Source organism: Methylomonas lenta (genome assembly GCF_001644015.1).
Taxonomy (GTDB): Bacteria; Pseudomonadota; Gammaproteobacteria; order Methylococcales; family Methylomonadaceae; genus Methylomonas; species Methylomonas lenta.
The window spans coordinates 1-25,909 of sequence record NZ_LUUI01000146.1; the positions used below are offsets into that span (position 1 = coordinate 1).

Here is a 25,909-nt window from a genome sequence, read left to right on the forward strand (position 1 = left end):
GTCCGCTGCCGCACAGGCAGCTTAGAAATTTAAAATTGGTACGCGATGCGTACCCTTGTATGAGTATCTACGTGGCTTATCTATGCGTCAATCTTTGAAACAAAAAAATACCCAAAGGGTTTCTTCTTTGGGCATTATCTATTGAAACAAAAAATAAAAATCCGCTTCTTAAAGTAAGTTGCAAGCCATTGATTTTATATAATAAAGCTCTTTAATGAAACAAAAATAAGATTTTCTTAGGTTTAACCGACGGCAGCGCCCAATTTGAAAATCGGCAGATACATGGCCACAATCAAACCACCGACCAATACACCCAATACAGCCATGATAATTGGCTCCATTAAACTGCTCAGATTGTCCACCAAGTTATCGACTTCTTCTTCGTAAAAGTCAGCCACTTTATCCAGCATCTTATCTATAGAACCGGATTCTTCGCCAATAGCTACCATCTGCACTACCATATTGGGAAACAAACCCGTCTGTATCATGGAAAATTGCAATTGCTGCCCGGTAGCGACATCGTCGCGCATTTTCATCACACCATCGTAAAACAAAATATTACCGCAAGAACCCGCTACTGAAACCAAGGCCTCCACTAATGGCACACCAGCTGCCGACATGGTAGACAAGGTTCGAGCAAACCGGGCTATGGCGGACTTTTCCAAAATCATGCCCACTACAGGGATTTTCAATAAAGTTCGGTCTAAGAAGTGATTAAAAGCACGCGAGCGTTTTTTGAAATAACTGAAGGTGTAACCCATGATAGCCAGCACACCTACTACGGCCCACCACCATTCTTGCACCCACTCGGACAAGCCGATCACAAATTGAGTGAAGGCTGGTAAATCGGCGCCAAAGCCTTTAAACAAGTCTTCAAACACCGGCACCACAAAAATCAACAAAATGGCAGTTACGATAAAAGCTACTACTAAGACCGCAATCGGATAGGTTAGGGCTTTTTTTACTTTTTTCCGGATAGATTCTGTCTTTTCCTTGTAGGTTGCGATTTTGTCCAGTAAGCCTTCCAATACCCCGGCTTGTTCGCCGGCGTTGACCAAGTTGCAGAATAACTCATCAAAATAAAGACTTTTCTTGCCCAATGCCTGAGCCATCGTATCGCCGCCCTCGATATCGGCTTTTATAGACAGTAACATTTCCGACATACTGGGGTTATCGTGCCCTTTGCCGATAATATCGAACGACTGCACCAAAGGTACGCCAGCCTCCAGCATAGTAGCTAATTGGCGAGCAAAGATTGCAATTTCGCCTGAGGTAATTTTCTGGGCTTTTTTTCCAAAAAGTGGCTTGGGCTTGGGCTTGATTTTGATGACTCTGACACCCATTTTCCTCAATTCAGTACGAGCAATAGTTTCACTTTTATAACTATTCTGTCCGCCGGTTTTTTTACCTTGTTTGTCTACACCTTCCCAAACAAAGTCGATTTGTTCTGTTGGCTTGGCCATGTTTTACTCCTTGGTGACGCGATCTATTTCTTCCAGGGAGGTAATGCCCTGGCGGGCTTTTAGTAGTCCGGAAGCCCTAAGGTCGTTGATGCCCTCTGCTTTCGCTAATTCGGACATCTGCATAGCATTGCCACCACTTAAAATCAGCGCACGCATTTTTTCACTGATAGGCAATACCTGATAAATACCTACTCGCCCTTTGTAGCCATTGGTGCAATGTTCACATCCCACGGCTTCGAATAGCTTGAATGTGCCTAGGTCTTCTTGTTTGAAACCAGCCGATAACAGCACGTTATCCGGCAAATCCGCCTCTTTTTTGCAGTGCTCGCATAAACGACGCGCCAAACGCTGGGCCATAATTAAATTCACCGCAGAGACGATATTAAACGGCTCAATTCCCATCTGCATCAAGCGGTTGATGGTTTGCGGCGCATCATTGGTATGCAAAGTAGATAATACCAAGTGACCGGTTTGGGCGGCTTTAACAGCAATGCTGGCGGTTTCCAAATCCCGAATCTCACCTACCATGATGACATCAGGATCTTGCCGTAAGAAAGCCCGTAAAGCCTCCGCAAAGGTCAAGCCCGCTTTTGGATTGACATTGACCTGATTGATACCTTCAACCGTAATCTCCACCGGATCTTCAGCTGTCGATATATTACGCTCTATGCTATTTAACAGATTAAGGCCTGTGTAAAGCGATACGGTTTTACCGCTACCGGTCGGTCCTGTTACCAACACCATGCCATAAGGCCGGTTGATAGCCGCTAAAAACTGTTGCTGCTGCACGGGTTCAAAGCCCAGCTTTTCAATGCCTAACTGCGCACTGGTGGGATCAAGTATCCGCATCACCACCTTTTCGCCAAACAGGGTCGGACAGGTGTTTACCCGAAAATCAATTGCACGATTTTTGGATAACTGCATTTTGATACGTCCATCCTGTGGCACACGGCGCTCGGCGATGTCCATTTTAGACATGACCTTGATACGGGAAATAATGCGATGAGAAATATTGACAGGCGGACTGGCGATTTCCGACAAAATGCCATCCGCACGAAAACGAATGCGGAATTTTTTTTCAAACGGCTCCAGATGAATATCTGACACACCTTTTTTAATAGAATCCAGCAAAATCTTGTTCACAAAACGCACGATAGGTGCGTCGTCGATATCCGAGGTGCTTTCTTCAATCGGTCTTTCCTCGCCCCCTGAGATATCAATATTATCCAGATCGGCATCCAACAAATTGCCCATCGTAGTATCGACAGCCTCCAATGCCGACTCGATGACTTTGATCAGCTTATCTTCTTCTACCAGAATGTTTTCGGTATTCAGCCGGGTGTGAAATTTAATCTCATCCAGCGCTTGAAAATTTGTCGGATCGGCAGTGGCGATAAATAAACGGTTGCCACGTTTAAATAAAGGCAGTGCATGATGTTGGCGAATCAACTTTTCACTAACCAGTTTGATCGGGATAACACTGAGATCAACGGCATTCAAATCCAGCAATGGCACCCCAAACTCGGTCGATGCCAGCATTGCAACGGTGCGACTATCGACTTGTTTGTTGCTGACCAGATAAGTCACAAATGGCTGTTTGTTTTTTTGCGCCTCCTGCACAGCGGTTGCAGCCGATTCTTCTGTCAGAATACCTTGTTGAATAAGGCATTTAGCCAAACCGCTGAAATGGATGTTGGAGGGTGCTGTTGCCATTTATGCCCCAAAGGGTATGTGAGGTAGATTCTTTTAGTTATGCTGCAACTATAGATGAATTAAGGATTTTGTCCATAGCCGATAGCGGCATAAACCAAGCGTCACCCCCGTTATTAGGTTCAATAACGGGGTAATCGGCTCATTAGGTTCAGCCTGCTATAACGCTTTGATTTTGGCATATTGCTCGTTGAGATTTTTCAACGACGATTGCAAACCGGCTAATTTTTCCCGCTCTTTGTCAATAACCTCAGCCGGTGCTTTATCGACAAACGCTGCATTGCCCAATTTGCCTTCGATACGCGGCAGTTCTTTTTCGATGCGTTGAATTTCTTTTTCCAGCCGGGCCAATTCAGCTTCCTTATCAATCAAGCCCGCCATTGGTATCAGAATTTTTAGCGCCCCCACCAATGCAATGGCCGACTCAGGCGCGTTGTCATGCTCATTCAACCAGGTAATGCTTTCCAGACGGCCAAGTTTTAACAGATAACTTTCTGCGCTGCTCAAGTATTGCCGGTCGATGGGTGTGCCATTTTGCAACAATACCGCCAGAGGCTTACCGGGAGCAATATTCATTTCACCGCGAATACGGCGGATGCCCAGGATGAATTCCATGACCCAACTGATTTCGCTAGCGGCGGCTGAATTGATTTGCGCCTCATCTGCAACCGGATAAGGTTGCAACATAATCGTGGCCGCTGTAATACCCGCTAAAGGTGCAACACGCTGCCAAATTTCTTCGGTAATAAACGGCATGATGGGATGCGCCAGCCGCAAAATATTTTCCAACACCTTCAGCAGAGTCTGCCGGGTACCCCGTTGCAATAGCAAGTCATCACTTTGCAGAGAAATCTTCGCCAGTTCCAAATACCAATCGCAGTATTCATTCCAGGTAAACTCATAAATAGCCTGAGCGGCCAAGTCAAAACGATAATGTTCGATGGCATCGCTAGTGCTGGCAATCACTTCATGCAGGCGTGACAAAATCCATAAATCTGCCTGACTGTATTGGCACTCGGCGCAATCGATACCGTTATCCTGATCCTCGGTGTTCATCAGCACATAACGCGCCGCGTTCCACAGCTTGTTGCAGAAATTGCGATAACCCTCGGTACGTTGCAAATCAAAACGAATATCGCGTCCGGTTGAAGCCAGTGAGGCAAAGGTAAAGCGCAAGGCATCGGTTCCGAACGAGGCGATGCCATCCGGAAATTGCTTGCGGGTGGCTTGCTCGATTTTTTTGGCCAAATGCGGTTGCATCATGCCGGCCACACGTTTTTCCACCAAGGCTTCCAGGTCGATACCGTCGATAATGTCGATCGGATCCAGCACGTTGCCTTTGGACTTGGACATTTTCTGGCCTTCGGCATCACGCACCAAGCCATGAATATAGACTTCTTTAAACGGCACTTCGCCCTGAAATTTCAGCCCCATCATGATCATGCGGGCCACCCAGAAGAAAATGATGTCAAAGCCAGTCACCAGTACGCTGGTCGGATAATGCATCGCTAGTTCTGGCGTTTTTTCCGGCCAACCTAAAGTAGAGAATGGCCACAATGCCGATGAAAACCAGGTATCCAGTACATCTTCATCCTGATACAACGGGTAATCGGCAGCTAAACCGTGTTTCTGGCGAATTTCCGCTTCGGAATGGGCTACATAAATATTGCCTTGATCGTCGTACCAGGCAGGGATGCGGTGACCCCACCATATTTGGCGGGAAATACACCAATCCTGGATGTTGCGCATCCATTCAAAATAAGTGTTTTTCCAGTTGTCCGGCACAAATTTAATCGCACCGCTTTCCACGGCTTCGATGGCCGGCTTCGCCAACGGCGCGATTTTTACGTACCACTGATTGGTCAAAAACGGCTCGATCACAGCGCCGGTACGGTCGCCACGCGGTACCATTAATTTATGATCGGCGATTTTTTCCAACAGACCTTGAGCGTCTAAATCGGCGACGATTTGTTTGCGTGCAACAAACCTATCCAGGCCGACATAGGCTTGCGGAATCAAGCTAAAGCCGTCGTCGTTGTCCCGCACCGCAGCATCAACGGTAAAAATATTAATCAGACCGCCGTGCGGGGAATCGGCGATGGCAGACATTTGTTTATGGCGGGACCAGACCTCATAGTCGTTGAAATCGTGAGCTGGGGTAATTTTAACGCAGCCGGTACCGAATTCAGGGTCGACATATTCGTCGGCAATAATCGGGATGCGGCGACCGGTTAACGGCAGTTCGACAAACTCGCCTAATAAATGCTTGTAGCGTTCGTCTTCGGGGTGAATCGCTACCGCTGCGTCGCCCAACAGGGTTTCCGGGCGGGTAGTTGCCACCAACATATGGCCGGAGCCGTTGGTTAATGGATAGCGCATATACCACATGGAGCCGTTTTCTTCTTCCGATAATACTTCCAGATCGGACACGGCGGTATGTAAAACAGGGTCCCAATTCACCAGACGTTTGCCGCGATAAATCAAACCTTCTTCATACAGTTTGATAAACACTTCCTGCACCGCGTCCGACATGCCATCGTCCATGGTGAAGCGTTCTTTTTCCCAATCCAGTGACGAGCCCATGCGTCGCAACTGACGAGTGATAGTGCCGCCCGATTGTTCTTTCCATTCCCAGATTTTTTCGATGAACGGCGCTCGCCCATAATCATGCCGCGTTTTACCTTCGGCATTAATCAATCGCTCCACCACCATCTGTGTAGCGATCCCGGCATGATCCGTTCCCGGTTGCCACAAGGTGTTATAGCCTTTCATTCGGTGATATCGGGTCAAGGCATCCATAATGGTATCCTGAAACGCATGCCCCATATGCAGGCTACCGGTAACGTTGGGAGGCGGAATCATAATGCAATAGGATTCACCCTCTTGCTGAGCGGCAAAATAACCACTCTGCTCCCAAAGTTGGTACCAGCGTTGTTCGATAGCGTGCGGAGAATAGGTTTTTTCCATGATGATGTCAGGTGAGCTTATGCAAAAACAAAGCGTTTATTTTACCTGCAAAATAGGGTGCCGCGAGATTTTGCAGATTCCGAGGGTAAATGGACAGCTATTTGCCGATCATGGCTTGCTGATTACGAAAATATTTAGCCGTCCTGCTCAATAGATCCAACAAGGGCCCGGCACCTGCAATAGCAACTGCATCGACCAGGCAATACCAGGCTGCTACACCGCTAGGAGGGTTACCTTGCGGCAATTTTGAAGCGGGATCGATAACAGCCCATTCCCAAGTGCCCGCACTGGTCCCAACGATCTCTAACCAGGAGGTAATGAAAAATGCACCCAGATAAACCATGGGGGAGCGGCCTTTAAGCAAATACAGCAAGAACACACCGAACAAGATGGCGCCGATAACATCCTGACGCTGCGACCAGCCGCTGATGCCCCAAAACGCCCATAGCCCACAAATACTGACCACAAATATAGCAATCCGCCGAGCATACTGAATAAATAGCCCGGATCGGCCTAGAGCGACGGCCGTCAGATAAACCAGACCATGCCCAGCCGGCACATACACGGGTACATTTTCGAAACGATAGACATAACCCTTCATGTAAATGGAGGCAAAATATTCACCCACTACGGCAAACAGGATGGCTACGGCCACTTGGGTGCGAACGTATTTACATTCGCCACGTAAAAAAGCGATTAAAAACAGCCAGCCAAAAAATGCCAACACATATTGCATGAACTGGGGCGCAAAGCCATCTGTAGTTAAACAAATGGTAGTAGTGACAAAGGTAAACGCAGCGATAAAATAATCGCGTTGCTTATGCTCGGCGACACTATCGACAGCTGGAAAATGAGGGAGAGCAAACATCGTCATTTTTTGAGTTACTTAAATTATATAAACGCATAAGCCACTGCAATATAACGCAATGCTTTGCCAATAAAAATAGCCAGCAGCGAAGATATTAGCGACAATTTTAACCAACCGCCTGCAAAACATAATCCATCACCCACCACCGGCAACCAGGAGAACAACAACGCCCAACTGCCCCAATGACGCAGAGTATGCAAGGATTTACGCTGCTTTTCTGTCAACAGGTTTTCGGCTGGGTATTTTTTCGCAGCCCACATCCCTAACCACCAAGTGGTCAACGCACCCAAGGTGTTGCCTATGGTTGCAACTAACACCAAATTTGTGACGGCATATTGCTGATTATTGACCAAATAAGCTAATACCGCTTCTGAACCGCCAGGTGCAATCGTTGAAGATATAAAGGCACTGATGAACAATCCCAACATGCCTATCGATTCTAATGCCAATTTCTTTTTCCCATAAAAAAGCCCCTGAAACCTAATGTTTCAGGGGCTTTTATCAACATACTTTATTTATCAGGCAATGGAATTGCTTTTTTGCCAGTCAGCATTTTGATTAACTTCCTGATCCAGTCCACAATAAAGCCTATCGCCTGCGATAACCATTCGAAAACGGTGGCAATGACTTCACCGACACTCATGCCTTTAAATCGTTTAGCCAACAAAGGCCCAATTAGAACTCCGGCGGCCAAACCCACTACTGCAACGCCTGAAATAAATGAATCGCCAGTTGCTGCATTAGCATCGGCGGCTGAGGCTGCGGGTTTAACCGCTGCGGCCAAATCTGCCGCAACTCTGGCCGCTTGCTCTGTCGCTGCAAACTCTTCAGGTGAATAGGGTTTACCGCTATAATCATCCGGAAACATACTGGCAGTCATACCCGGAATACTAGGCAAATCTTCACCACCCTTGCCTACTTTAAACTGGGCTTTCATGCCTTTTTCCATGTGCTGGGCAATATCGCAATGCACCAGATAAGTTTTGTCACCAGGCGGCAAAATCAGCGTACCAGATACACTCCCCGGACCACTCACTTCGAGATGAAACATTCCTTTGGGATATAAATATTTTGGTAATCCATGCATCATCCATTGATGCCTAATTTCATCATCATTGACAAAATGTACAGTTAATTTGGTACAGGGCTCAAATTGATATTCCTGCTGATCAAAAGCCCACATGGTGCCGGGAAATTTCTCTGAATATTTATGCCCAGCATGAACGGTAATTTCTTTAGTGGCGGCGATTTCGTCACATCCGCCCGGCAATACATCGGTGTTTTGCCCCATCACCATGCCACCATCCATATCCATCAAATGGCCGTCTCCATGATCCATCATCTTGTTGTGTTCCTGAAATTCTTTGGCAGAAACACTGGTAACTGATAGCACACAAATCAAAGCGGCAATTGATACTGTTTTGATCATTAGAGTCCTCTATAAAAAGTCGACATTAAAAGTTTTGAGCAAAAGCTTCCGACTGACAAACCAATCACTAAAATAAACAAGCTCATACCCTGCCTCAAAAGAAAGACAGGATATATAGCCCAAAAGTTTAAACTTCTTTCGCTTTGGAAATCATCTCATCAACTTTGCGTTTAAAGTTGGCGTTAGACAGGTAGAAAATATAAAGCGCAGCAAACAACACCAATGCATACAATGCCAAGCTGCCACTGCTGGTAGGTTGACCTTCGCCGGCTTTAAAGCCCATATGCGCATCCAATCGCTCACCGTTATCTTGCATCAAGGTAATATGAATCAGATATTTTCCTATCTCTGGCACACCATTAGGCAAATCTAAAATCACAGTACCCGATTTATGTTTTTTAGGCTCTTCGTAAAAAACCCGGGTGCCTTCCGGCTCTTTAGTCACTTCAAATTCAACTGACATGCCCCGATAACGTTGATCTTGATAATCGAAAACCAACTGAGTTTTCGTATCTATATCCGGCAGATTTCCGCAAAACTCTTCCGCAGGATAAGCTTTAGGCTGGTAAGCGGTGTAATGGATCCAGTGATCTTTTTCTAATTCAAATTTGCACTGGTCGGTATCTGTACCGGCCGCACCGCCATGCGCCCAAAGTACGGAAGAAAAAATCAGCCCCATAAAACCTATGAGACCACTTCTAAAAAGACGAGTTGTTTTCATGTTTACCCTTCCCATTGTTGTAAATTTTATTATTATTCATGCTGTTAAGCACGATTCGATTTCAAGTTACCCGTAAATAAAGACCACGTAACTCTAAAAAATCAACCTTAACTCTAGCACATCACCTTTGGCAAATAAAGGCAATACTTATATTGCTCGGATCATTGCCTAATATTGCTTAATTTTTTGTCATCATCCAAAGACAGTCCTTATAATAAGGGTATTGCTCATTTAATTACCCATAACTCAGAGCCACTCAAGACTTCCCTTTCGGATTTAACCTCATAAAAAATATGTCCAAACTAATCAACTCCGCCGAATGGAACGCTGTCAAGCAGCATCACCTAGATATTGCTGGCAAATTTTGCATGAAAGAAGCTTTTGCTAATGACCCTTTGCGCTTTGAAAAGTTCTCTACAACCTTTAATGACTTATTGTTTGACTATTCAAAAAACCTGATCACTGAGCAAACAATGCCCTTGCTGATCAAGCTGGCAAACCGCGCAGAACTCCGCAAAAAAACCGAGGCGATGTTTTCGGGATCAATCATAAACACCACTGAAAAACGGGCGGTGTTACATACGGCTTTACGCAATCGTAGCAATGAACCGGTATTTTTCCGCGACAAAGATGTCATGCCGGAAATCAACAAAGTCTTGGCCAAAATGCGCGTTTTCACCGAACAGGTCCGCTCCGGCGATTGGACCGGCTATACCGGCAAACCCATCACCGACATTGTTAATATTGGTATCGGTGGCTCCGATTTAGGCCCCAAAATGGTCGACACAGCCTTAACCCCTTACGGCCAAGAAGGCATGAAGGCGCATTTTGTTTCCAACGTCGACCAAACCGACATTGTCGAAACACTGAATCCGCTTAACCCTGAAACTACCTTGTTCCTGATTTCCTCGAAAACATTTACCACTCAGGAAACCATGACCAATGCCCATTCAGCGCGCGATTGGTTTTTAAATGCCGCCAAAGATCCCGCCCTTATTTCTAAACATTTTATTGCCATATCCACCAATGTTGAAAAGGTGAAAGAGTTCGGCATAGATCCCAATAACATGTTCGAATTCTGGGACTGGGTAGGCGGGCGCTATTCATTGTGGTCGGTGATCGGCATGTCGATTGCACTTTATATTGGTCAGGATAATTTTGAAGAATTGCTGATGGGTGCTCACTTGGCCGACGAGCATTTTCGTCATGCGCCGTTCGAGCAAAACATACCCGTTATCATGGGTTTGCTGGGCGTCTGGTACAACAATTTCTTCGAAGCTGAAACCTATGCCATCCTGCCCTACGCACAATCGTTGAAATATTTTGCCGATTACTTCCAGCAAGGCGACATGGAAAGCAACGGTAAAAGCGCCACCATTAACGGCGAAAAAGTCGACTACAACACCGGCCCGATCATCTGGGGCCAACCTGGCACCAATGGTCAACACGCATTCTTCCAACTGATACACCAGGGCACCAAATTAGTCCCTAGCGACTTTCTGGCTGCCGCGCAAAGCCAGTACGACCTGCCTGATCACCATGACATCCTGATATCCAACTTTCTTGCTCAGGCAGAGGCGTTGATGAAAGGTAAAACCGAAGCAGAAGTCAGGCAGGATTTGAGCCACGAACCCAATCTGGACGACGCATTGATTGCATCGAAAATTTTTGATGGCAATAAACCCTCCAACTCATTTCTATTCAAAAAACTCACCCCCAGAACCCTGGGCAGCTTAATTGCGTTTTATGAGCATAAAATTTTCGTGCAAGGCGTGATCTGGAACATCAATTCGTTTGACCAAATGGGCGTGGAGCTGGGCAAAGTGTTGGCCAAAGCCATTTTACCGGAATTGAAAAACGACGAAGTAACCACCAGTCATGACAGTTCGACCAACGGCTTGATTAATACCTATAAGAAGTTGCGCAAGGCATAATTTTTTGACAAAGGCTTATCAAAAAAAACCCCGGCCTTAACCGGGGTTTTTGTTATCCAACTTACGCTGCTTTACGGCGCTTCATAGAGCCCAGCATGCCAACGAAGCCGACTCCGAACATCCATACTGCGGCAGGTAGAGGCACAACTTGCACATGACTATCCAGGTAATTTACATTTAGCCCTGTCACGCCATTCAAAAAGCCGATACTGAAGGAATCATTTCCTAGAGCTAATGCCGTCACATCCCCTGGATTTCCTAATACATTAAAAGTGAAGGAAGCAATTCCAAAATCACTACCAGCATTTGTATTTAGTGCTGTGATACCCACAAAAATAGAATCGATAAGTCCCGACGAAGCGTTTGCCTCGTCTGCTGAAGAAATATTCCAAGGTGGATTAACAAACGACGTCGAAACATGTTGCAACACAGTTGGATCCCAATTCAATGAAAAGCCGGCACCGTCAGGCCCTACAGTAAAATTATCTCCCACAACATCGACGGTCAACATACCGCCACTTACGACAGCAATGTTTTCCCCCTGGCTAAACTTGACGACATTGGTTAACGAAGCTGATGCTTGTGTGCTGCATAATAACAACGCCATGACACTATAAACCAACGCCAAATTGCTTTTGAAAGCCTTACCCATTTTGTTACTCCTGAATTAATGTTTTAGTTACTAAAGTTTTAGATTGGTTAAATGCCCGAAGTTCGAATTGAGAACTTCGGGCATTCGCTATGCATTAAGGCTGCAAACCCGACGGACCAGGGGCCTTACCCCAATAAGATTTAAGAATATTCAAATCCAGTGGATCGACGATGCCATTGCCATTCAAATCATGATTGGGAGAAGCCTTACCGAATTGTGCTTTAAGACTATTTAAATCCAATGGATCAACTATCTTGTTCTGATTAAAATCCGGATCGCAAATATTGCCGTAACCGTCATTATCGGTATCCCTCTGATTGGCATTGGCAACCAGCTTGCAGTTGTCCAGATTATCGGCCACACCGTCGCCGTCGGTATCGACGACCGGCTCAGTCACCGTATCAGCGAATTCAGCACTGGCTATCACTGTGGATTTTTGCGTGGAAGCATCAAACATGGTTTTGAAGTCCACTACTTCCGGTGTTGTAGTGTCGACAAACAAATCCTCTGCAAAAGCATGTGACAGCGTTTGATAGACCAACTCGGCTTTGATCGTATAGTGACCAGCCGGTAACCCGCCGATTTGGTAGCTAATTTGATCGCTACCACCGATAAAGTTACTGTCAGACAAAGCAGCACCTACGACACGCACATCATTTGGCGCACTGGCCTTATTGAAACCAGTGGGCAAAATACGATTATCTTTCAGATACTCTTTGCCACGCAGCAATGTGTAAGTCACTTCGCCTAGGTTATTACCCATAATGGCTTCGTAGACTTGCACCTGATCCGCAGAAGTAATTTGATCGTAATGCGGCTCGAAAGTGACGCCGTTTTCGTCGGCATCCACACCTTCAATACTGCCGTCAGCATTTACCTTGCCGGACTCCCAAACGATTTGATTCTGCGCATTAGTCACCATGACATGCACAATCGCCCGCCTCGATGGATACGAAGTTGGTAGCTTATGCCCTGTCGCACTATTGATTTGCAGGGTAAAATCCAAAGCCCCCGCAGTATCACGTTGCTCGACTACTGTTACTGTAGCCGCGCCTTTCAGCATGCTATCGGTCTTGGCGATGGTTTCCGGGAAGTTGTTCGATAACACGCCCAGTTGAGCTTTATTGTTGTTCAGAATATCCAGCATCAACTTGTTGGCGCCCACCAGATCATGAATCGCGAAATTATTGCGCGGGCCAGACGGTCCCATCGTGGATATTTTCACGCCATCGGTACGACTCATGTGGCAACCCTGACAGCTTTTTTGGCTGACATAGCTGCTTTGCTCCCATTCCATGTAAGGCGTTTGTTCAGGGAACTCGCTTTCCGGTGTGGTGCTCAGCACAGTGCCATTTTCGTCAACATAAGGCGTTTTCAAGTTATGGCAAGATGCGCATAGCTTGGAATCCTTGATCTGCGCGCCATAAGTTGGCGTATAACCGGTATGCATAACCATAGGCATGGTAAACAGCGCGGTATCGCCCGGATCACCATAGGGGCCAAAGATGGTTTTAGTATCGTTGACAGTGTAATTGCCGGACATGGTCGCCAAAGTACCCAACGCTGGCGTGGCCGGAATCTGGTGACACAAAGTACAACTAACACCATCCATCGCTGCGTCATGCTTGGCATGCCCTACATCGAGAATGCCGCCATCAAAAATGGTTTGGCTGGCAATGCTGCCGTCTTTTTTGGCCTGTGTATTCGCCATGGGTGCATGACATTTACTGCACTTGTCGTTAATGACAGTTTGCAGCTCAGGGTGTCTGGCAATTTCACTGCGCACCTTGGCCCGCCAGAAGGGGTCGCGGGTGGCATTAGCCATCATGGTAGAAGACCAGTCGGTAATGATGGACACGTCTTTATTTTGATTATCGACAATACCGTTGTGGCACATCGCGCAGTTTTGCGAACCGGAAAAATGACTGGTAATGAAGGTTGGATCGCCAGGATCAGCCGGATCGCCGACAAAAGGATTAACCGGCACGCTTGGACCGCTGCCTTCTTCAACAACTACTGCATCGATATCATAGGTTTTGTAATCCGGCGTTGGCGAGCTGTTGAAAAACCTGAGTTCCGCAGCAGAATTGGTGGCGCTGGCGGTAAAGGTATAAGTCAACAATTGGAAGCTGCCGGTTATCGTGGTGAACGTGGCATTAAATCCCGCCACCGAGACTTCCAGCGGCGTATAACCGGACGTTGTCCCTTTTTGCGCCTGGAATGACAGGGTATAGGTCACGCCGGCTGTGACCGGAAAAGTGGTTTTAATACCGGAACCCTGGTTGATCGCCATGGCATAAATGCCTTCGACGACCCGGTTAGTATAATTGCCTCCTGGGCGGTTTTTGTTCATCAGATAGGGTCTTTCGCCAACCCCATCGTCTATTACTGTCCAGCCGGTAACGCTGGTAGCGTTGTTGGACAGGAACTGATAGGTGGTGACAGTTCCCGGACTTTCAAAGCCGCCGTTGCTAAGCAAATTGGCAGCCATAGCCGATGGCAACGAAAACACTGTCGTCAACAATAGGATTATAGTTTTTATAGTTCTCATGACAGTTCTCTGTGCGAAGAAACGCTAGACAAGATTTTGCTTGCGCCGACCCATGGTCAGCATGCCCACAAAGCCGGATAAGAACATCCAGACTGCAGCCGGCAATGGCACAGCGGAAACGTTCGCGGTGATTTTGATGTTGTCGATACCGACCCCGCTGTTAGTGGTTGGATTGGTGCCGGTATTTTCGAACAAGCCGAAACTCAACCAATAATTGCCATTGACATCCGCTGCGCCGAGACTGGCAACAGCCAAGGTGACACTGTCCGGGCCGTATACTTTGCCGGCGCTAGCGACTGATTGGTCTAAAATTGTGGCCGATGTGGTTAACGGTGAATTGATATCGAAGCTGGCTCCGCTGATGCCGACCTTGAACTGGTCGGTGCTACCACCAGTCCCCCCCAGCACGAACGCGCTGAAAACCCAATCAAAACTGACGGTAATATCGGTGGTACCGCTAGCCAGAGTAAACGGCTGTGCAAAGCCGAAGGTGCCGTTATCAGGCGAGCCGGCCAATTGGCCGCTGGCATCGCCAAGCACCAAGAATTGGTTGCTAGCGCTGTTATCGAAGAACGTGGTTCCAGAAGCAAGACTAAAACGTTGATTCGGAATGCCCGCGTTATAGGTATTGACTGCATTCGTGCCCGATCTTAGATTGACCGAACTGCCACCCAGGGTCTGCGCCGAACTTGGCATACCGGCATCGAAGTTTTGATCGAGTAGCGTTATCGTCTCGGCTTGCACTGATGATGTTGCCAGACAAAAGCCGCAAACTGCCAGACTTAATTTGATTGCTTGATTTTTCATATTACGCTCTCTGTATTTTCCGTAAAACAGACTGCGGCAACTGCCGCAGTCTGTTGTGCAGATTCGATTAAACTAGATGTTTGCGACGATTCACACCCAGCAGACCCAGCAAGGCGCTACCGAACAGCCAAATAGCCCCTGGTACCGGCACTGGCGCTGCGGCCGCTACGACATTGCCGGTCAGATTCAAAGTCAGTTGATAGTTTCCTCGTGTGCTACTGGCGCCTAAATCGGCGTCAGACAAGTTGAGCAAATATTGCGCACTAAATACGCCGGCATTGGCAGTCAACAGGTTGGCAATGAAAGACTGGCTACCGCTTTGTGCCAAGTCGGCAAATGCAATCAAGCCGGTGTCGAATGCGCCGGTATCACCACTGCCGATCACGCCATCCAAATCCAGACCAATACGGTCGGCGTTGGCCAAATTGAACAAACCGAAATTAAGTGCCGCGGCGCTGTTTTGCGTGACAGCACCAAAATCCAACGTCAATACATTAGAAACCGAACTGCCGTCGAAAGAGGCCAAGGCGTGCAGCAAATAGCTGTAGTCGGCTTGCAAGTCACCTGCCCACTCAACGGTGTAATTGGTGGTTGAACCACTGGATTGACCTTGCGTTCTGCTTAAAGTGGTTGTAGCCTCCAAGCTAGGCAGCGAAAGTGATGCGTCTACAGTGCTACTGCCCACGTAATCGTTCAGGTTTGAATTGTCTACACTTGCCGTCGCATTAGTGGCAACCGTTGAAGAGGAATTGGGTCCCCAACTGCAATCGGTAAATCCGGTCGGCCCGTGCCCCAAGGCACAACTACCTCCGGCCATTGAAATGACTGTTGAAAAATCTGCTGCTGCGCCTATTGCAGCCATAGCGGCGGTACTGCTGCCGCTACCGCTTGCGTCTCTACCAGGGCCATTATTTTTGTAGCCATAACCATCAATGATTTGCTGGCGGCTTGAAGCCAATTGCAGATCAACACCCATCAACACACCGGTTGCCGCATTAAATTGACTCAATGCAACATTGGCAACACTGGCACCGTTGTTATTATTGCCAACAGAGGCTTGTGATATACCAGATGCACTTACGGCAACCGATCCATTGAAACTCACCGGCCCACTGCTAATCGATAAAGCGGCCTGTGATACACCGCTTACAGCCAGTAATGCCGCAACTGCTGTTAATTGAAAATTTATACTCATATATTGTCCCAGGATTGTTGAGTTAACAAAAAACTGTGATATGTGGCATTTGCCACACCCCTATCACATGGGCGCAATCCGGCTGTCTTGTTGTGTACAATAAGACCCGTGACTTTCCGAACCCGCTTCACAGCTGGCTTGGCAATAGACATCCATATTTTTTTACCCGACTTGATTTCCTCTTTTCTTCGCCGTAGTGAACCGCATACAGTCATCTATAACCATATTCCTAATTAGCAATACAGTTATTAATTAATAATCCAAAATTCATGCCAACCTTGTAAACTATTTGTAAGCCATTGATTACAAGATTAAACCCTGCTTAATATGTGTTTTTAGTGCCCATTGGTAAAGACAAGAACTAGGGGATATGCCACACTTCTTAAGGCATTTCACATAAATTAAGCTCGCCAATTAGCTGACGATAGAGCCTGGGTGGCAAGAACTTTGACTAATGGTTGCGAGTTGCTAATGAGCACTTTAGAGATCAGACCAAGGATTTGGTCATCAATAATTTCCGCTATTCAAACACGTCATGCTGGCAGGGATTACCGGCATCTAAGTCACCTGGCTGTGGAAGTCCTTCAGTCATCCATGACTTCTAGGTTCCGCTAATCCCTACCGGAACGACGATGTTTTGCATGGGGATGCCAATTCGAGAAGTTATTCCAAACCAAATCCTAAATCGCTTTATCTGGTTAATTTTGTCCGTACTATTTACCTAACATACCTAGCCTAAAGTTACGTAATACTGGCTGTTTGGACTATAATCCGACTCCGTTTGCATGGCTTATTGCCTTGCCTGCCCATAATCCTTTCTAACAATAACTACCCACATCATGCTGATTTTTCCCTGCACGCCGATTTGGTACGGAGTCTAACAATATGGATATCGAAATATTAATTAAAGCCCTGATCATGGGCGTGGTTGAAGGACTGACCGAGTTCTTACCTATATCCAGCACCGGACATTTAATCCTAGCTGGCGATTTGCTCGACTTTAACGATGACAAGGCCAAGTTGTTTTCCATCGTGATTCAGGTTGGGGCGATTCTGGCGATCTGCTGGGAATATCGCGTTAAAATTGCAAGCGTACTGTCCGGCCTGACCAGCGACAAACAAGCGCAAAAGTTTGTACTGAATCTGGTGATCGCCTTTATCCCATTGGCTAGCCTGGGTTTGCTGTTTGGCAAATACATTAAAGCCTTGTTGTTTAAGCCAATCCCGGTAGCACTAGCGTTCATCATCGGTGCCTTTGTGATTATCTGGGCAGAAAAACGCGAGCACAAAATTCGCGTACACAGCGTCGATGATTTAAGCATGCTGGATGCATTCAAGCTGGGTATCGCTCAGGCTTTTGCCCTAATCCCCGGCACTTCACGTTCCGGCTCGACCATCATTGGCGGCTTGCTGTTTGGCTTGTCGCGCAAGGCGGCTACCGAGTTTTCGTTTTTTCTGGCCATACCTACCTTGATCATCGCCAGCTTGTACGATTTATACAAACACAAGGATTTATTACATGTAGAAGGCGATCTGGAATTATTTGCAGTAGGCTTGATCGCTGCCTTTATCAGTGCTTTGTTTGCAGTTAAAGGCTTGTTGCGCTATATCAGCCATCACGACTTCATTATTTTTGCCTGGTACCGCATCGTGTTTGGCTTAGTGGTAATTGCCAGCGCATACAGTGGGCTGGTGCAATGGACGGTAGATTAAGACGATTTCCGGCGAAAAACACAAAAAACCAATTTTGACTTCAAACTAATTTTTTATAGGACACCTATGGCTTTGCCAATATTAATGATAATTCTGGGCCTGATCATTCTGATCTGGAGCGCCGATTTGTTTGTCGAAGGCGCGGCAGCCATTGCTCGCCATCTAGGCATGCCGCCTTTATTGATCGGCATGGTCGTGGTCGGTTTCGGCACTTCGGCGCCGGAACTGTCGGTTTCGGCACTATCCGCCATGCAAGGTAATTCTGGCATCGCTTTGGGAAATGCTTATGGCTCTAACATTACCAACATTGCTTTGATTCTGGGCATTACCGCCTTGATCAGCCCGATTTCCGTGCATTCGCAAGTGATCAAAAAAGAATTACCCATTCTGTTTTTAGTCACCCTAATGGCATTTGGCCAACTGTATGACGGCGAATTCTCTCGCATGGACGCTGTAGTGACATTGCTGGTTTTCGTCGGCGTGATGACCTGGATGACTATACAAGGCATAAAACAGCACCAGGCTGACAGCTTTGAACAGGAAGTTGAATCAGAACTGGATGAGCATGCCATGTCAGCTTTCAAAGCCTGGGTTTATCTTATTTTTGGCATGTTTTTGCTAGTGGTTAGTTCAAGAATGCTGGTGTGGGGAGCTGTATCCATTGCCACTGACCTGGGCGTTAGCGATTTAATTATCGGTCTGACCGTGGTCGCCATCGGCACCTCGCTGCCTGAACTAGCCTCATCCGTAGCTGCCGCCCGCAAAGGTGAACACGACTTGGCAGTAGGCAATATCATAGGCTCTAACCTATTCAACACCTTGGCAGTGGTCGGTTTGGCTGGCGCCATTCACCCGATGAGCATCCCCGCAGAAGTTATCAACCGCGACTGGCTGTTGATGGCGTTATTGACCCTGGCGCTGTTTGTAATGGGCTACGCGCGCAACGGTAACGGCCGTATCAATCGCCTAAAAGGTGGCTTGTTGATAGCAACTTATACTGGCTACACGCTATATCTGATCAATACCGTGGTGAACGCTTAAGGATGTCACTTGAATTCCATGTACGCAACCTATGTTTTCGCTGGAGCAACTGGCTGCTGATTTCGCCGACCTTAGTCTTGCTGGCAGTGATCGTACTGGCATATTTTGCCGTCGATTACAGCTTGCATCATCTCAGGATCAATACCGATACCGCTGACCTGATTGCACCGGAATCACAATTTCAGCAGAACCGGCGTAACTTTGAAAATGCGTTTGGTCAAGATACGAATACACTGTTGCTGGTACTTGATTCGGCAAGCCCGGAATTGACTAAGGCCGCCGCGGAACGTTTAGGCCGGGAATTACGTGCCGACAGCGAGCATTTCAGCAAAATTTATCGCCCCGATGAAAATGCCTACTTCCATCGCAACGGCCTGCTGTACTTGGATACCGACAAGCTGCAAGCTTTTTCAGGCACGCTGGCTGAGGCTCAACCCTTCATAGGCCGTATTTCGCAGGACCCAAGCCTAACTGGTTTTTTTTCAATTTTTGAGGATGCACTAAACACGGCAAGTAAACCGCGAGAGGTGCCAATCGATTTAATGTCGTTGATCGATAAAGTCTCCTACTCGTTACACAAAACCTTAAATGGCGAAACCGATTTGCTGTCCTGGCAAAAGTTGATCGCAGAAAACAATATCAACAATGCTCAATCCAACAAAGCCTTTATCTTCGTCACCCCCATTTACGATTTTAGCCAGCTTATGCCGGTGGAATCTGCCATTCACGCCATCCGTCGCGCGGCGAATAAAATACAAGATCCCAACCTGCCGGCAGTCAAAGTCTGGATTACCGGCGAGGTAGGACTTGAACACGATGAAATGACCGGTATGAGTAATGGCACTTTTACCGCCAGCATTTTTTCTGTGGTGTTGGTATGCGGCATTTTACTAATTGCTTACCGCTCCTGGCTGCTGATGCTGGCCACATTGTTCACCTTGGCATTGGGTATGATATTTTGCGGCCTATTTGCTGCGCTGGCGGTTAAACAGCTCAACCTGATTTCTGTAGCATTTGCAGTATCCAATATCGGCCTGGGTGTGGAATATGCGATTCATTTTTGCCTGCGCTACCGGGATAATCTGGATATGCATGGCGACGACAAAACCAGAGCCATACATTCTGCAGCACTTGAAACCAGCCCATCGCTGATACTTTGTGCCGGCACCACCTCGATTGGCCTATTTGCCTTTGTACCTACTGATTATCAAGGTATTTCCGAGTTAGGCTTGTTGGCCGGTAGCAGTTTGTTCATCTGCTTATTTATCACACTGACCGTATTGCCGGTGCTGTTAAAGATTCTACCCCTGCCACCGCTGCATCATTTAAAACGTGGCGAACATCCCGGCAAATCCAGATTATCCACCCTGCTGGCTGCATTCACCTTGCAATATGCCAAACCTATCACTTTAGCCTCTGTCATGCTCACTTTGGTTGCCATTTATTTAGCCTTTCAGGTCAAAACCGATTTCAACCCTACCAATTTACGAGACCAAAATACTGAATCGGTCATTGCGTTTAAGGAATTACTCAAAGCCCGTGACACCTCGCCCATGACGCTGACGGTATTAGCGCAAAATGCAGCCGAAGCTCAAACCCTGCAAAAAACTCTGGCAGCCCTAAAAACTGTCGATAAAACCATCAGTTTGTTTAATTTTGTCCCTGAAGATCAAGCAGTCAAGCTGAGTATTATTGATGACATGATGCTAACCTTAGGCCAGCAAGGTTTTACGTTTCCTCAATTAAAAACCGGCACTGACCCCACGCCCAGCATCCTGCGCATGATTTCGGCCATAGATGCTAATCTGCTGCACAATACTGACCCGAAACACATTCAATCCTTACAAACCTTTAAACATGAATTACAAGACGTATTGATTGAACTCGGCAACCGCTTTCAACCCAATCGCAGTCTGTTTATCGAAACTATCCAGACCTCATTACTCGGCACCTTACCGACAGTCATGAACCAATTGCTCACAGGCTTTCAAGCTGAGGAAATTTCCATCTCCAGCATTCCCGCTGACATCAAAGAACGTTGGCTGAGTAAGGAAGGCTTGTATCGTATTCAAATACTCCCGAAACAGGATTTGAACGATTTGCAACAGATGCAGGCTTTTATCACTGAAGTGCAAACCATTGCACCTAACGCCACCGACCTGCCAGTGATGTACTGGGAATCCATGAAAGCGGTTATAGCCGCCTTCCAGCAAGCTATCATCATGGCCCTGGTTTCAATAGCCTTATTATTGCTCATCATTCGCCGCAGTATTATAGATACTCTGCTGGTGATGACGCCGCTCGTGCTGGCCGGTCTGTTTACCATGGCCAGTACGGTAGTTACCGGTACGCCGATCAATTTCGCCAATATCATTGCCTTACCCTTGCTGATGGGCCTGGGTGTGGATAATGGCATTCATATGGTTGAAAAACTGCGTCATTCCTTAGCCGAAGATCAAAACATCTATCAATCCAGCACCGCACGAGGCATGTTTTACGGCGCACTGACCACAATTTCCAGCTTCCTCGGCTTGGCATTCTCTCCGCATCAAGGTGTAGCCAGCATGGGCTTGGTCATTACCATCGGCATATTCTGGATTATGGCTTGCACATTTATACTGTTACCCGCTATTAGTAAATTGGTGCTGAAACCCAAAGCCAATCTCGTCTAGATACCTTCTAGGCAAAAACCGGCTTTAGGCTTACTAAAAACACACTGCACAGCCATAAAAAACGACTAAACTTGCCCTAATCACTTCGAGCGAAAACCGACTAACCGTAAAGTGATATTTACTACCACCCCAAGTTGACAAGCAAAATGTTAAAGTCGACTATTAATCTTTAAAACTTACGAGTAATTAAAAATATGACTACTTTAAAGAAAATTTCAGTTTTAGCCTTGCTATGTCTAATATCAAGCCCAGCTTGGTCTGGGAGCGTAGACTTTTGTAAAGTCAAAATAGTTTATGATGATGTCGATGTAAGCATTCCCCCTGAAACCCTATATGAGGATTGTTCAGGCTACGCTTTTTATGACTATGCCATAAATTATGTAAAAGCCGCCTGTTGGAAGGATGCGAATAACCTGCTTGATGGAAAGTGTGAGATTTATAAAAAGACTAATGCAGCGGGCACTGCTACTGAAAACTCTGAAGAAGGCACACAAGAAACCTTTCTTTTAAATGAATAAGGATTCAAAATCCTTTTCTGATGCTACTGCTTTGATTTCTGCGCTACGGGTATCGCCTTCAAGGTTTCTACATACAGAAGTGCGGCATTCTGGCTGTTTGGGTCTGGTTTATTAGGCCTCATTGGATTACGTAAAAAATCCGTTTAGCCTCTCTAGCAACCTGTAATCCACCCTCAAGCAAAAGCCCCAGTAATTAAACTTACTAGGGCTTTTTATCAAAAATGCGCGAAACAGCTACGCCACATGTTTTAATCAATTGCATCGACAATGCAACTTTGCACCACCGATTGATTCAAAAACGATGTAGCATCGTTCTCCACTCAGTATGAAGCGACCAAGCCCCGCATAAAGACTTTCTATTGCAGAAGGTTGCGGCGCCAGCTGACTCCAATACCACCCTTTCGAAATAAGCCTACCGAATCTCAAATGCTTCGAACATTTCTTGCACAGGATGTTGGGTAGCGATGACTTGACTCACTTTGGCCAGTATAGGCCCTTTGTGGCACCATGCGACCAGTTGAGCCAACGCATCAGCGTCGCCACTGGCAACGATTTCTACCTCGCCATTTGCCAGATTACGCACAAAACCGTTTAAATTCAGTTTAACAGCCTGTTTTTGCGTATAGACCCGGAAATATACCCCCTGTACCCGACCTTTGACGATGATATGTAAACACGAGCTCATCGGCTGATTTTCCAGCAATAATGGATTTTTTGGTCGCGGGCAAAGTCCTCGGGGATGGTCGAGGCGCTGATGTCTTCAATTTTTAAACCTGCCAGGGCTGCGCTATCCATCTTAAAGCGGCGGAAATTAGTGGAAAAATATAATATGCCACCCGGCGCCAGCAGCGATGCGGCGTTTTTCAATAATGGCACATGATCGCTTTGTATATCAAACGCCTCATCCATTTTTTTGGAATTGGAAAAAGTCGGTGGATCCAGAAAAATCAAATCAAATTGCGGGCTGGGTTTGGCAGCGGCCTGTTCGGCCAGCCAGCTTAAACAGTTTGCGCGCAGCAATTTGTGATCGCCAGTAATCCCATTCAAAGCGAAATTACGTTTGGCCCAATCTAAATAGGTATTGGACATATCCACCGTGACGCTGGAACTGGCACCCCCTATTGCGGCATGTACCGAGACGCTGCCGGTATAGGCAAACAGGTTTAAAAAACGTTTGCCTTGGGCTTGTTGCTGAATCAGTAAGCGGATCGGCCGGTGATCCAGAAACAGGCCGGTATCCAGATAATCCTCAAAATTTACCCAGAATTTGCAACCGCCTTCTTCGATGACATGAAAACGTCCGGAATCGCCTTGTTTTTCATACTGATCGGTATTTTTTTGTTTGCGACGGATTTTTAAAAAGACCTGCTCGGGGGCAATGCCTAACACTTTAGGGATTTCCGCCATCGCGCCAGCCAAGCGTTGGTTGGCTTTGGCGGGATCGATGGTTTTAGGGGATTCGTATTCCTGCACATTCACCCAGGTCATATCGCCCTGATACACATCCACCGCAACCGCATATTCGGGTAAGTCGGCATCATAAAGCCTATAACAATGCACCTGATTTTGTTTGACCCATTTGCTGAGTTTTTTTACATTTTTGCGCAAACGGTTGCCGAACATTTCCGCCAGATTATCGGGCTGCTCGGCCAGAACGCGGCGGCTGATTTGGTCGATACGCTCTTGTTGCGATTTGGCTTTGGGCTCGAAAAAAGCCTTGTCTTCGATATTAAAACGCAGCAGTTTACATTCCAGCGCGCCGTTAAATAAGGTAATCGGCTTTTGCGAACGTATGCCCAGTCTAAAACCCAGTTCCGGATTGCTGATAATCATCGCCGCCTGCCAGCCGCCGAAACGGCTTTTGAGCACATCGCCAAAGCGGCGATACAACTCGGCAGTTTCGGCTTCATCTCCCAGACGTTCGCCATATGGCGGGTTGCAGGCAATCAGGCCCTTGGGCCAGCTTTCTGCGGCGGTGGCATCATCGATATCGCGTTTTTCAATATGGATTTTGCCTTGCAAGCCGGCGTTTTCACAGTGTTGTATGGCAGCCGCTACGGTATGTCTATCCTGATCAAAGCCGACGATCACCGGTAATTTCTTCAGGCCGGCGTCGCGACGTTGTTTAGCATCGTCCAGCAGGTTTTGCCACAATGCGGCATCGTGTTTTTTCCAGCCCAGGAAGCCGTAATACTCGCGCTGTAATCCCGGCGCATAATCGGCAGCGATCATGGCACCTTCTAACAGCATGGTGCCGGAGCCGCACATCGGGTCCAGCAACGAGCCACCTTCAGCAGCAATTTTTGGCCAGCCAGTCCGCAATAAAATCGCTGCGGCCAGGTTTTCCTTGATCGGCGCGGCGATGCTGACGTCGCGGTAGCCGCGTTTATGCAAGCTCTCGCCGGATAAATCTATGCTCAGTTGTGCCGTTTCGTTATGTAAATAGACATTAATCCGGATACTGGGCCGGTCGGTGTCGACGTTGGGGCGTTGTTCGAATTTAGCCCGCATCTGATCGACGATGGCATCTTTGACTTTTAACGCGCCGAAATGGGTGTTGTTGATAGCGGGGTTGTTTTTACTGCTGAACGATACTGCCAGACTATCGTTCGGGTTTAAATGTTCGGACCAATCGATTTTACTGACGCCATCATACAAATCCTGCTGCGATGTGACCTCGAAGTTGCTCAGTAAAAGTAAAATCCGGTTAGCGGTACGCGACCACAGACAGGCTTTGTAAGCCATTTCCAGATCGCCCTGAAACGCCACACCGGCCATTTTCTGTTGAACATTTTGTCCACCCAAGGCTTCGATTTCATTGGCAAGTATGCCTTCCATAGCTTTGGGGGTGGTGGCGAAAAGTTGATAGCGGATCATAATGGGCGACTAAAAATTGAGCGGTCGACAAGGATACCAAGATGCGCGCTTATCGAGAGGAAATTTTACCAAACCCTGAATCCGTGAAGTAAAAATCAAAAATATCTCTATCCTAATGCAACTTTGTCATATTTCATTTAGTGCATCTTGAGTGGGATTCCATGGTCTTTTTCTGCTTGACCGGAACAAAGCTCCCAGCATCACCTAGACCATATGATGATGCCAAGGCGTATCCCACCGACGTATTGGATAAACAGTAGTGCGATAGAGCTTCGTGACGCACCAATAAGACTGACAGGTTCCACATAATAACTCTGAATAGACTAACTTAAACCGTTTTTCTTTTTATAATGCCGGATGAGATAATATTAATTAAAACAGCACGGCCTGTTCGATCTAAATTAGTTAGAACTGTAACTTAACTTTAGGAAGTACAAATTCAACAAGGAGACTATTGTGTTGCAAACGATGACGCGAGTATTGAAAATCATGTCAGTTAGTGTATTAATCTTTATTAGGCCAGGTCTGGCGCAGGAAAAGCCCGCTATCAACGAAATCAAAGCCATCGCCGAAGAGGCTTATTTGTATGGTTTTCCTATGATTGTTGGCTATGACGTTATGTACAAGTATTTCATTGATCGTAACTCTGGTCAGTTCAAAGTGCCTATTAACCAGATTCATAATGAGGCGCGAGTGTTCACGCCCAAAGATACAGGGATCAGCACGCCCAACAGCGACACACCCTATTCTATGGCCATGCTCGATCTGCGTGCCGGAAAATTTCAAGCTAG

General features: G+C 46.9%; 19 protein-coding genes and 1 riboswitch. Of the genes, 6 read left to right on the forward strand and 13 right to left on the reverse strand.

Annotated features, from left to right (window positions below; genetic code table 11):
• Positions 1-242: 242 nt before the first annotated feature.
• The 7 genes from A1359_RS17715 to A1359_RS17745 all read right to left on the reverse strand — a co-directional run bounded on the left by A1359_RS17715 (position 243) and on the right by A1359_RS17745 (position 9,158).
• Positions 243-1,463 carry a type II secretion system F family protein gene (locus A1359_RS17715; protein ID WP_066986346.1) on the reverse strand — a complete coding sequence of 407 codons (1,221 nt, stop codon included), beginning with the start codon at positions 1,461-1,463 and terminating at the stop codon, positions 243-245.
• Positions 1,464-1,466: 3 nt separating this feature from the next.
• Complete coding sequence (pilB, locus tag A1359_RS17720) at positions 1,467-3,176, reverse strand: type IV-A pilus assembly ATPase PilB (protein ID WP_066986349.1); 1,710 nt, start codon at positions 3,174-3,176, stop codon at positions 1,467-1,469.
• A gap of 156 nt (positions 3,177-3,332) precedes the next feature.
• The gene (locus A1359_RS17725) at positions 3,333-6,140 is read right to left on the reverse strand and encodes a valine--tRNA ligase (protein WP_066986352.1); all 2,808 of its coding nucleotides are present in this window, start codon (positions 6,138-6,140) and stop codon (positions 3,333-3,335) included.
• Positions 6,141-6,237: 97 nt separating this feature from the next.
• A complete protein-coding gene (locus tag A1359_RS17730; protein WP_066986355.1) occupies positions 6,238-7,014 on the reverse strand; it encodes a hypothetical protein in 777 nt (258 codons plus the stop codon).
• Positions 7,015-7,031: 17 nt separating this feature from the next.
• The gene (locus A1359_RS17735; RefSeq protein WP_232322356.1) at positions 7,032-7,457 is read right to left on the reverse strand and encodes a YqaA family protein; all 426 of its coding nucleotides are present in this window, start codon (positions 7,455-7,457) and stop codon (positions 7,032-7,034) included.
• Positions 7,458-7,519: 62 nt separating this feature from the next.
• Positions 7,520-8,437 carry a cupredoxin domain-containing protein gene (locus A1359_RS17740; RefSeq protein ID WP_066986361.1) on the reverse strand — a complete coding sequence of 306 codons (918 nt, stop codon included), beginning with the start codon at positions 8,435-8,437 and terminating at the stop codon, positions 7,520-7,522.
• A 127-nt stretch (positions 8,438-8,564) separates the two neighbouring features.
• On the reverse strand, positions 8,565-9,158 hold the full coding sequence (locus A1359_RS17745; protein ID WP_066986364.1) for a hypothetical protein: 594 nt from the start codon (positions 9,156-9,158) through the stop codon (positions 8,565-8,567).
• 293 nt (positions 9,159-9,451) lie between these two features.
• Here A1359_RS17745 and pgi point away from each other — a divergent pair, with 293 nt between their 5' ends.
• On the forward strand, positions 9,452-11,092 hold the full coding sequence (gene pgi / locus A1359_RS17750; protein ID WP_066986367.1) for a glucose-6-phosphate isomerase: 1,641 nt from the start codon (positions 9,452-9,454) through the stop codon (positions 11,090-11,092).
• Between the two features lie 61 nt (positions 11,093-11,153).
• On the opposite strand, the gene A1359_RS17755 is transcribed toward pgi, so the two are convergent.
• The 4 genes from A1359_RS17755 to A1359_RS17770 form a co-directional block, all read right to left on the reverse strand.
• Entirely contained in the window at positions 11,154-11,744 is a 591-nt protein-coding gene (locus A1359_RS17755; protein WP_066986370.1) for a VPLPA-CTERM sorting domain-containing protein, read from the reverse strand.
• Between the two features lie 94 nt (positions 11,745-11,838).
• The gene (locus tag A1359_RS17760; RefSeq protein WP_083960713.1) at positions 11,839-14,295 is read right to left on the reverse strand and encodes a DUF642 domain-containing protein; all 2,457 of its coding nucleotides are present in this window, start codon (positions 14,293-14,295) and stop codon (positions 11,839-11,841) included.
• 24 nt (positions 14,296-14,319) lie between these two features.
• Positions 14,320-15,102 carry a VPLPA-CTERM sorting domain-containing protein gene (locus tag A1359_RS17765; protein WP_066986375.1) on the reverse strand — a complete coding sequence of 261 codons (783 nt, stop codon included), beginning with the start codon at positions 15,100-15,102 and terminating at the stop codon, positions 14,320-14,322.
• A gap of 67 nt (positions 15,103-15,169) precedes the next feature.
• Complete coding sequence (locus tag A1359_RS17770; protein ID WP_066986378.1) at positions 15,170-16,297, reverse strand: hypothetical protein; 1,128 nt, start codon at positions 16,295-16,297, stop codon at positions 15,170-15,172.
• Positions 16,298-16,366: 69 nt separating this feature from the next.
• Positions 16,367-16,450, reverse strand: a riboswitch (cyclic di-GMP riboswitch).
• 732 nt (positions 16,451-17,182) lie between these two features.
• On the opposite strand from A1359_RS17770, the gene A1359_RS17775 reads away from it, so the two are divergent.
• From A1359_RS17775 to A1359_RS17790, 4 genes are all read left to right on the forward strand, one after another.
• Positions 17,183-18,010, forward strand: a complete 828-nt coding sequence (locus A1359_RS17775; RefSeq protein ID WP_066986381.1) for an undecaprenyl-diphosphate phosphatase — start codon at positions 17,183-17,185, stop codon at positions 18,008-18,010.
• 66 nt (positions 18,011-18,076) lie between these two features.
• Positions 18,077-19,051 carry a calcium/sodium antiporter gene (locus A1359_RS17780; RefSeq protein ID WP_066986384.1) on the forward strand — a complete coding sequence of 325 codons (975 nt, stop codon included), beginning with the start codon at positions 18,077-18,079 and terminating at the stop codon, positions 19,049-19,051.
• Positions 19,052-19,053: 2 nt separating this feature from the next.
• Positions 19,054-21,723, forward strand: coding sequence for an MMPL family transporter (locus A1359_RS17785; protein WP_066986387.1), 2,670 nt, complete (start codon positions 19,054-19,056; stop codon positions 21,721-21,723).
• Between the two features lie 194 nt (positions 21,724-21,917).
• A complete protein-coding gene (locus tag A1359_RS17790) occupies positions 21,918-22,241 on the forward strand; it encodes a hypothetical protein (RefSeq protein ID WP_066986390.1) in 324 nt (107 codons plus the stop codon).
• Positions 22,242-22,653: 412 nt separating this feature from the next.
• Here the strand turns inward: A1359_RS17790 and yccX are convergent, their stop codons facing one another.
• Together yccX and rlmKL are read right to left on the reverse strand one after the other, a co-directional pair.
• Complete coding sequence (gene yccX, locus A1359_RS17795) at positions 22,654-22,926, reverse strand: acylphosphatase (protein ID WP_066986393.1); 273 nt, start codon at positions 22,924-22,926, stop codon at positions 22,654-22,656.
• Positions 22,923-25,118 carry a bifunctional 23S rRNA (guanine(2069)-N(7))-methyltransferase RlmK/23S rRNA (guanine(2445)-N(2))-methyltransferase RlmL gene (gene rlmKL / locus A1359_RS17800; protein WP_066986397.1) on the reverse strand — a complete coding sequence of 732 codons (2,196 nt, stop codon included), beginning with the start codon at positions 25,116-25,118 and terminating at the stop codon, positions 22,923-22,925. Before rlmKL ends, yccX begins: the two co-directional genes overlap by 4 nt.
• A 456-nt stretch (positions 25,119-25,574) precedes the next feature.
• On the opposite strand from rlmKL, the gene A1359_RS17805 reads away from it, so the two are divergent.
• On the forward strand, positions 25,575-25,909 hold a 335-nt coding region (locus A1359_RS17805; protein WP_198159397.1), incomplete at its 3' end, for a DUF1254 domain-containing protein.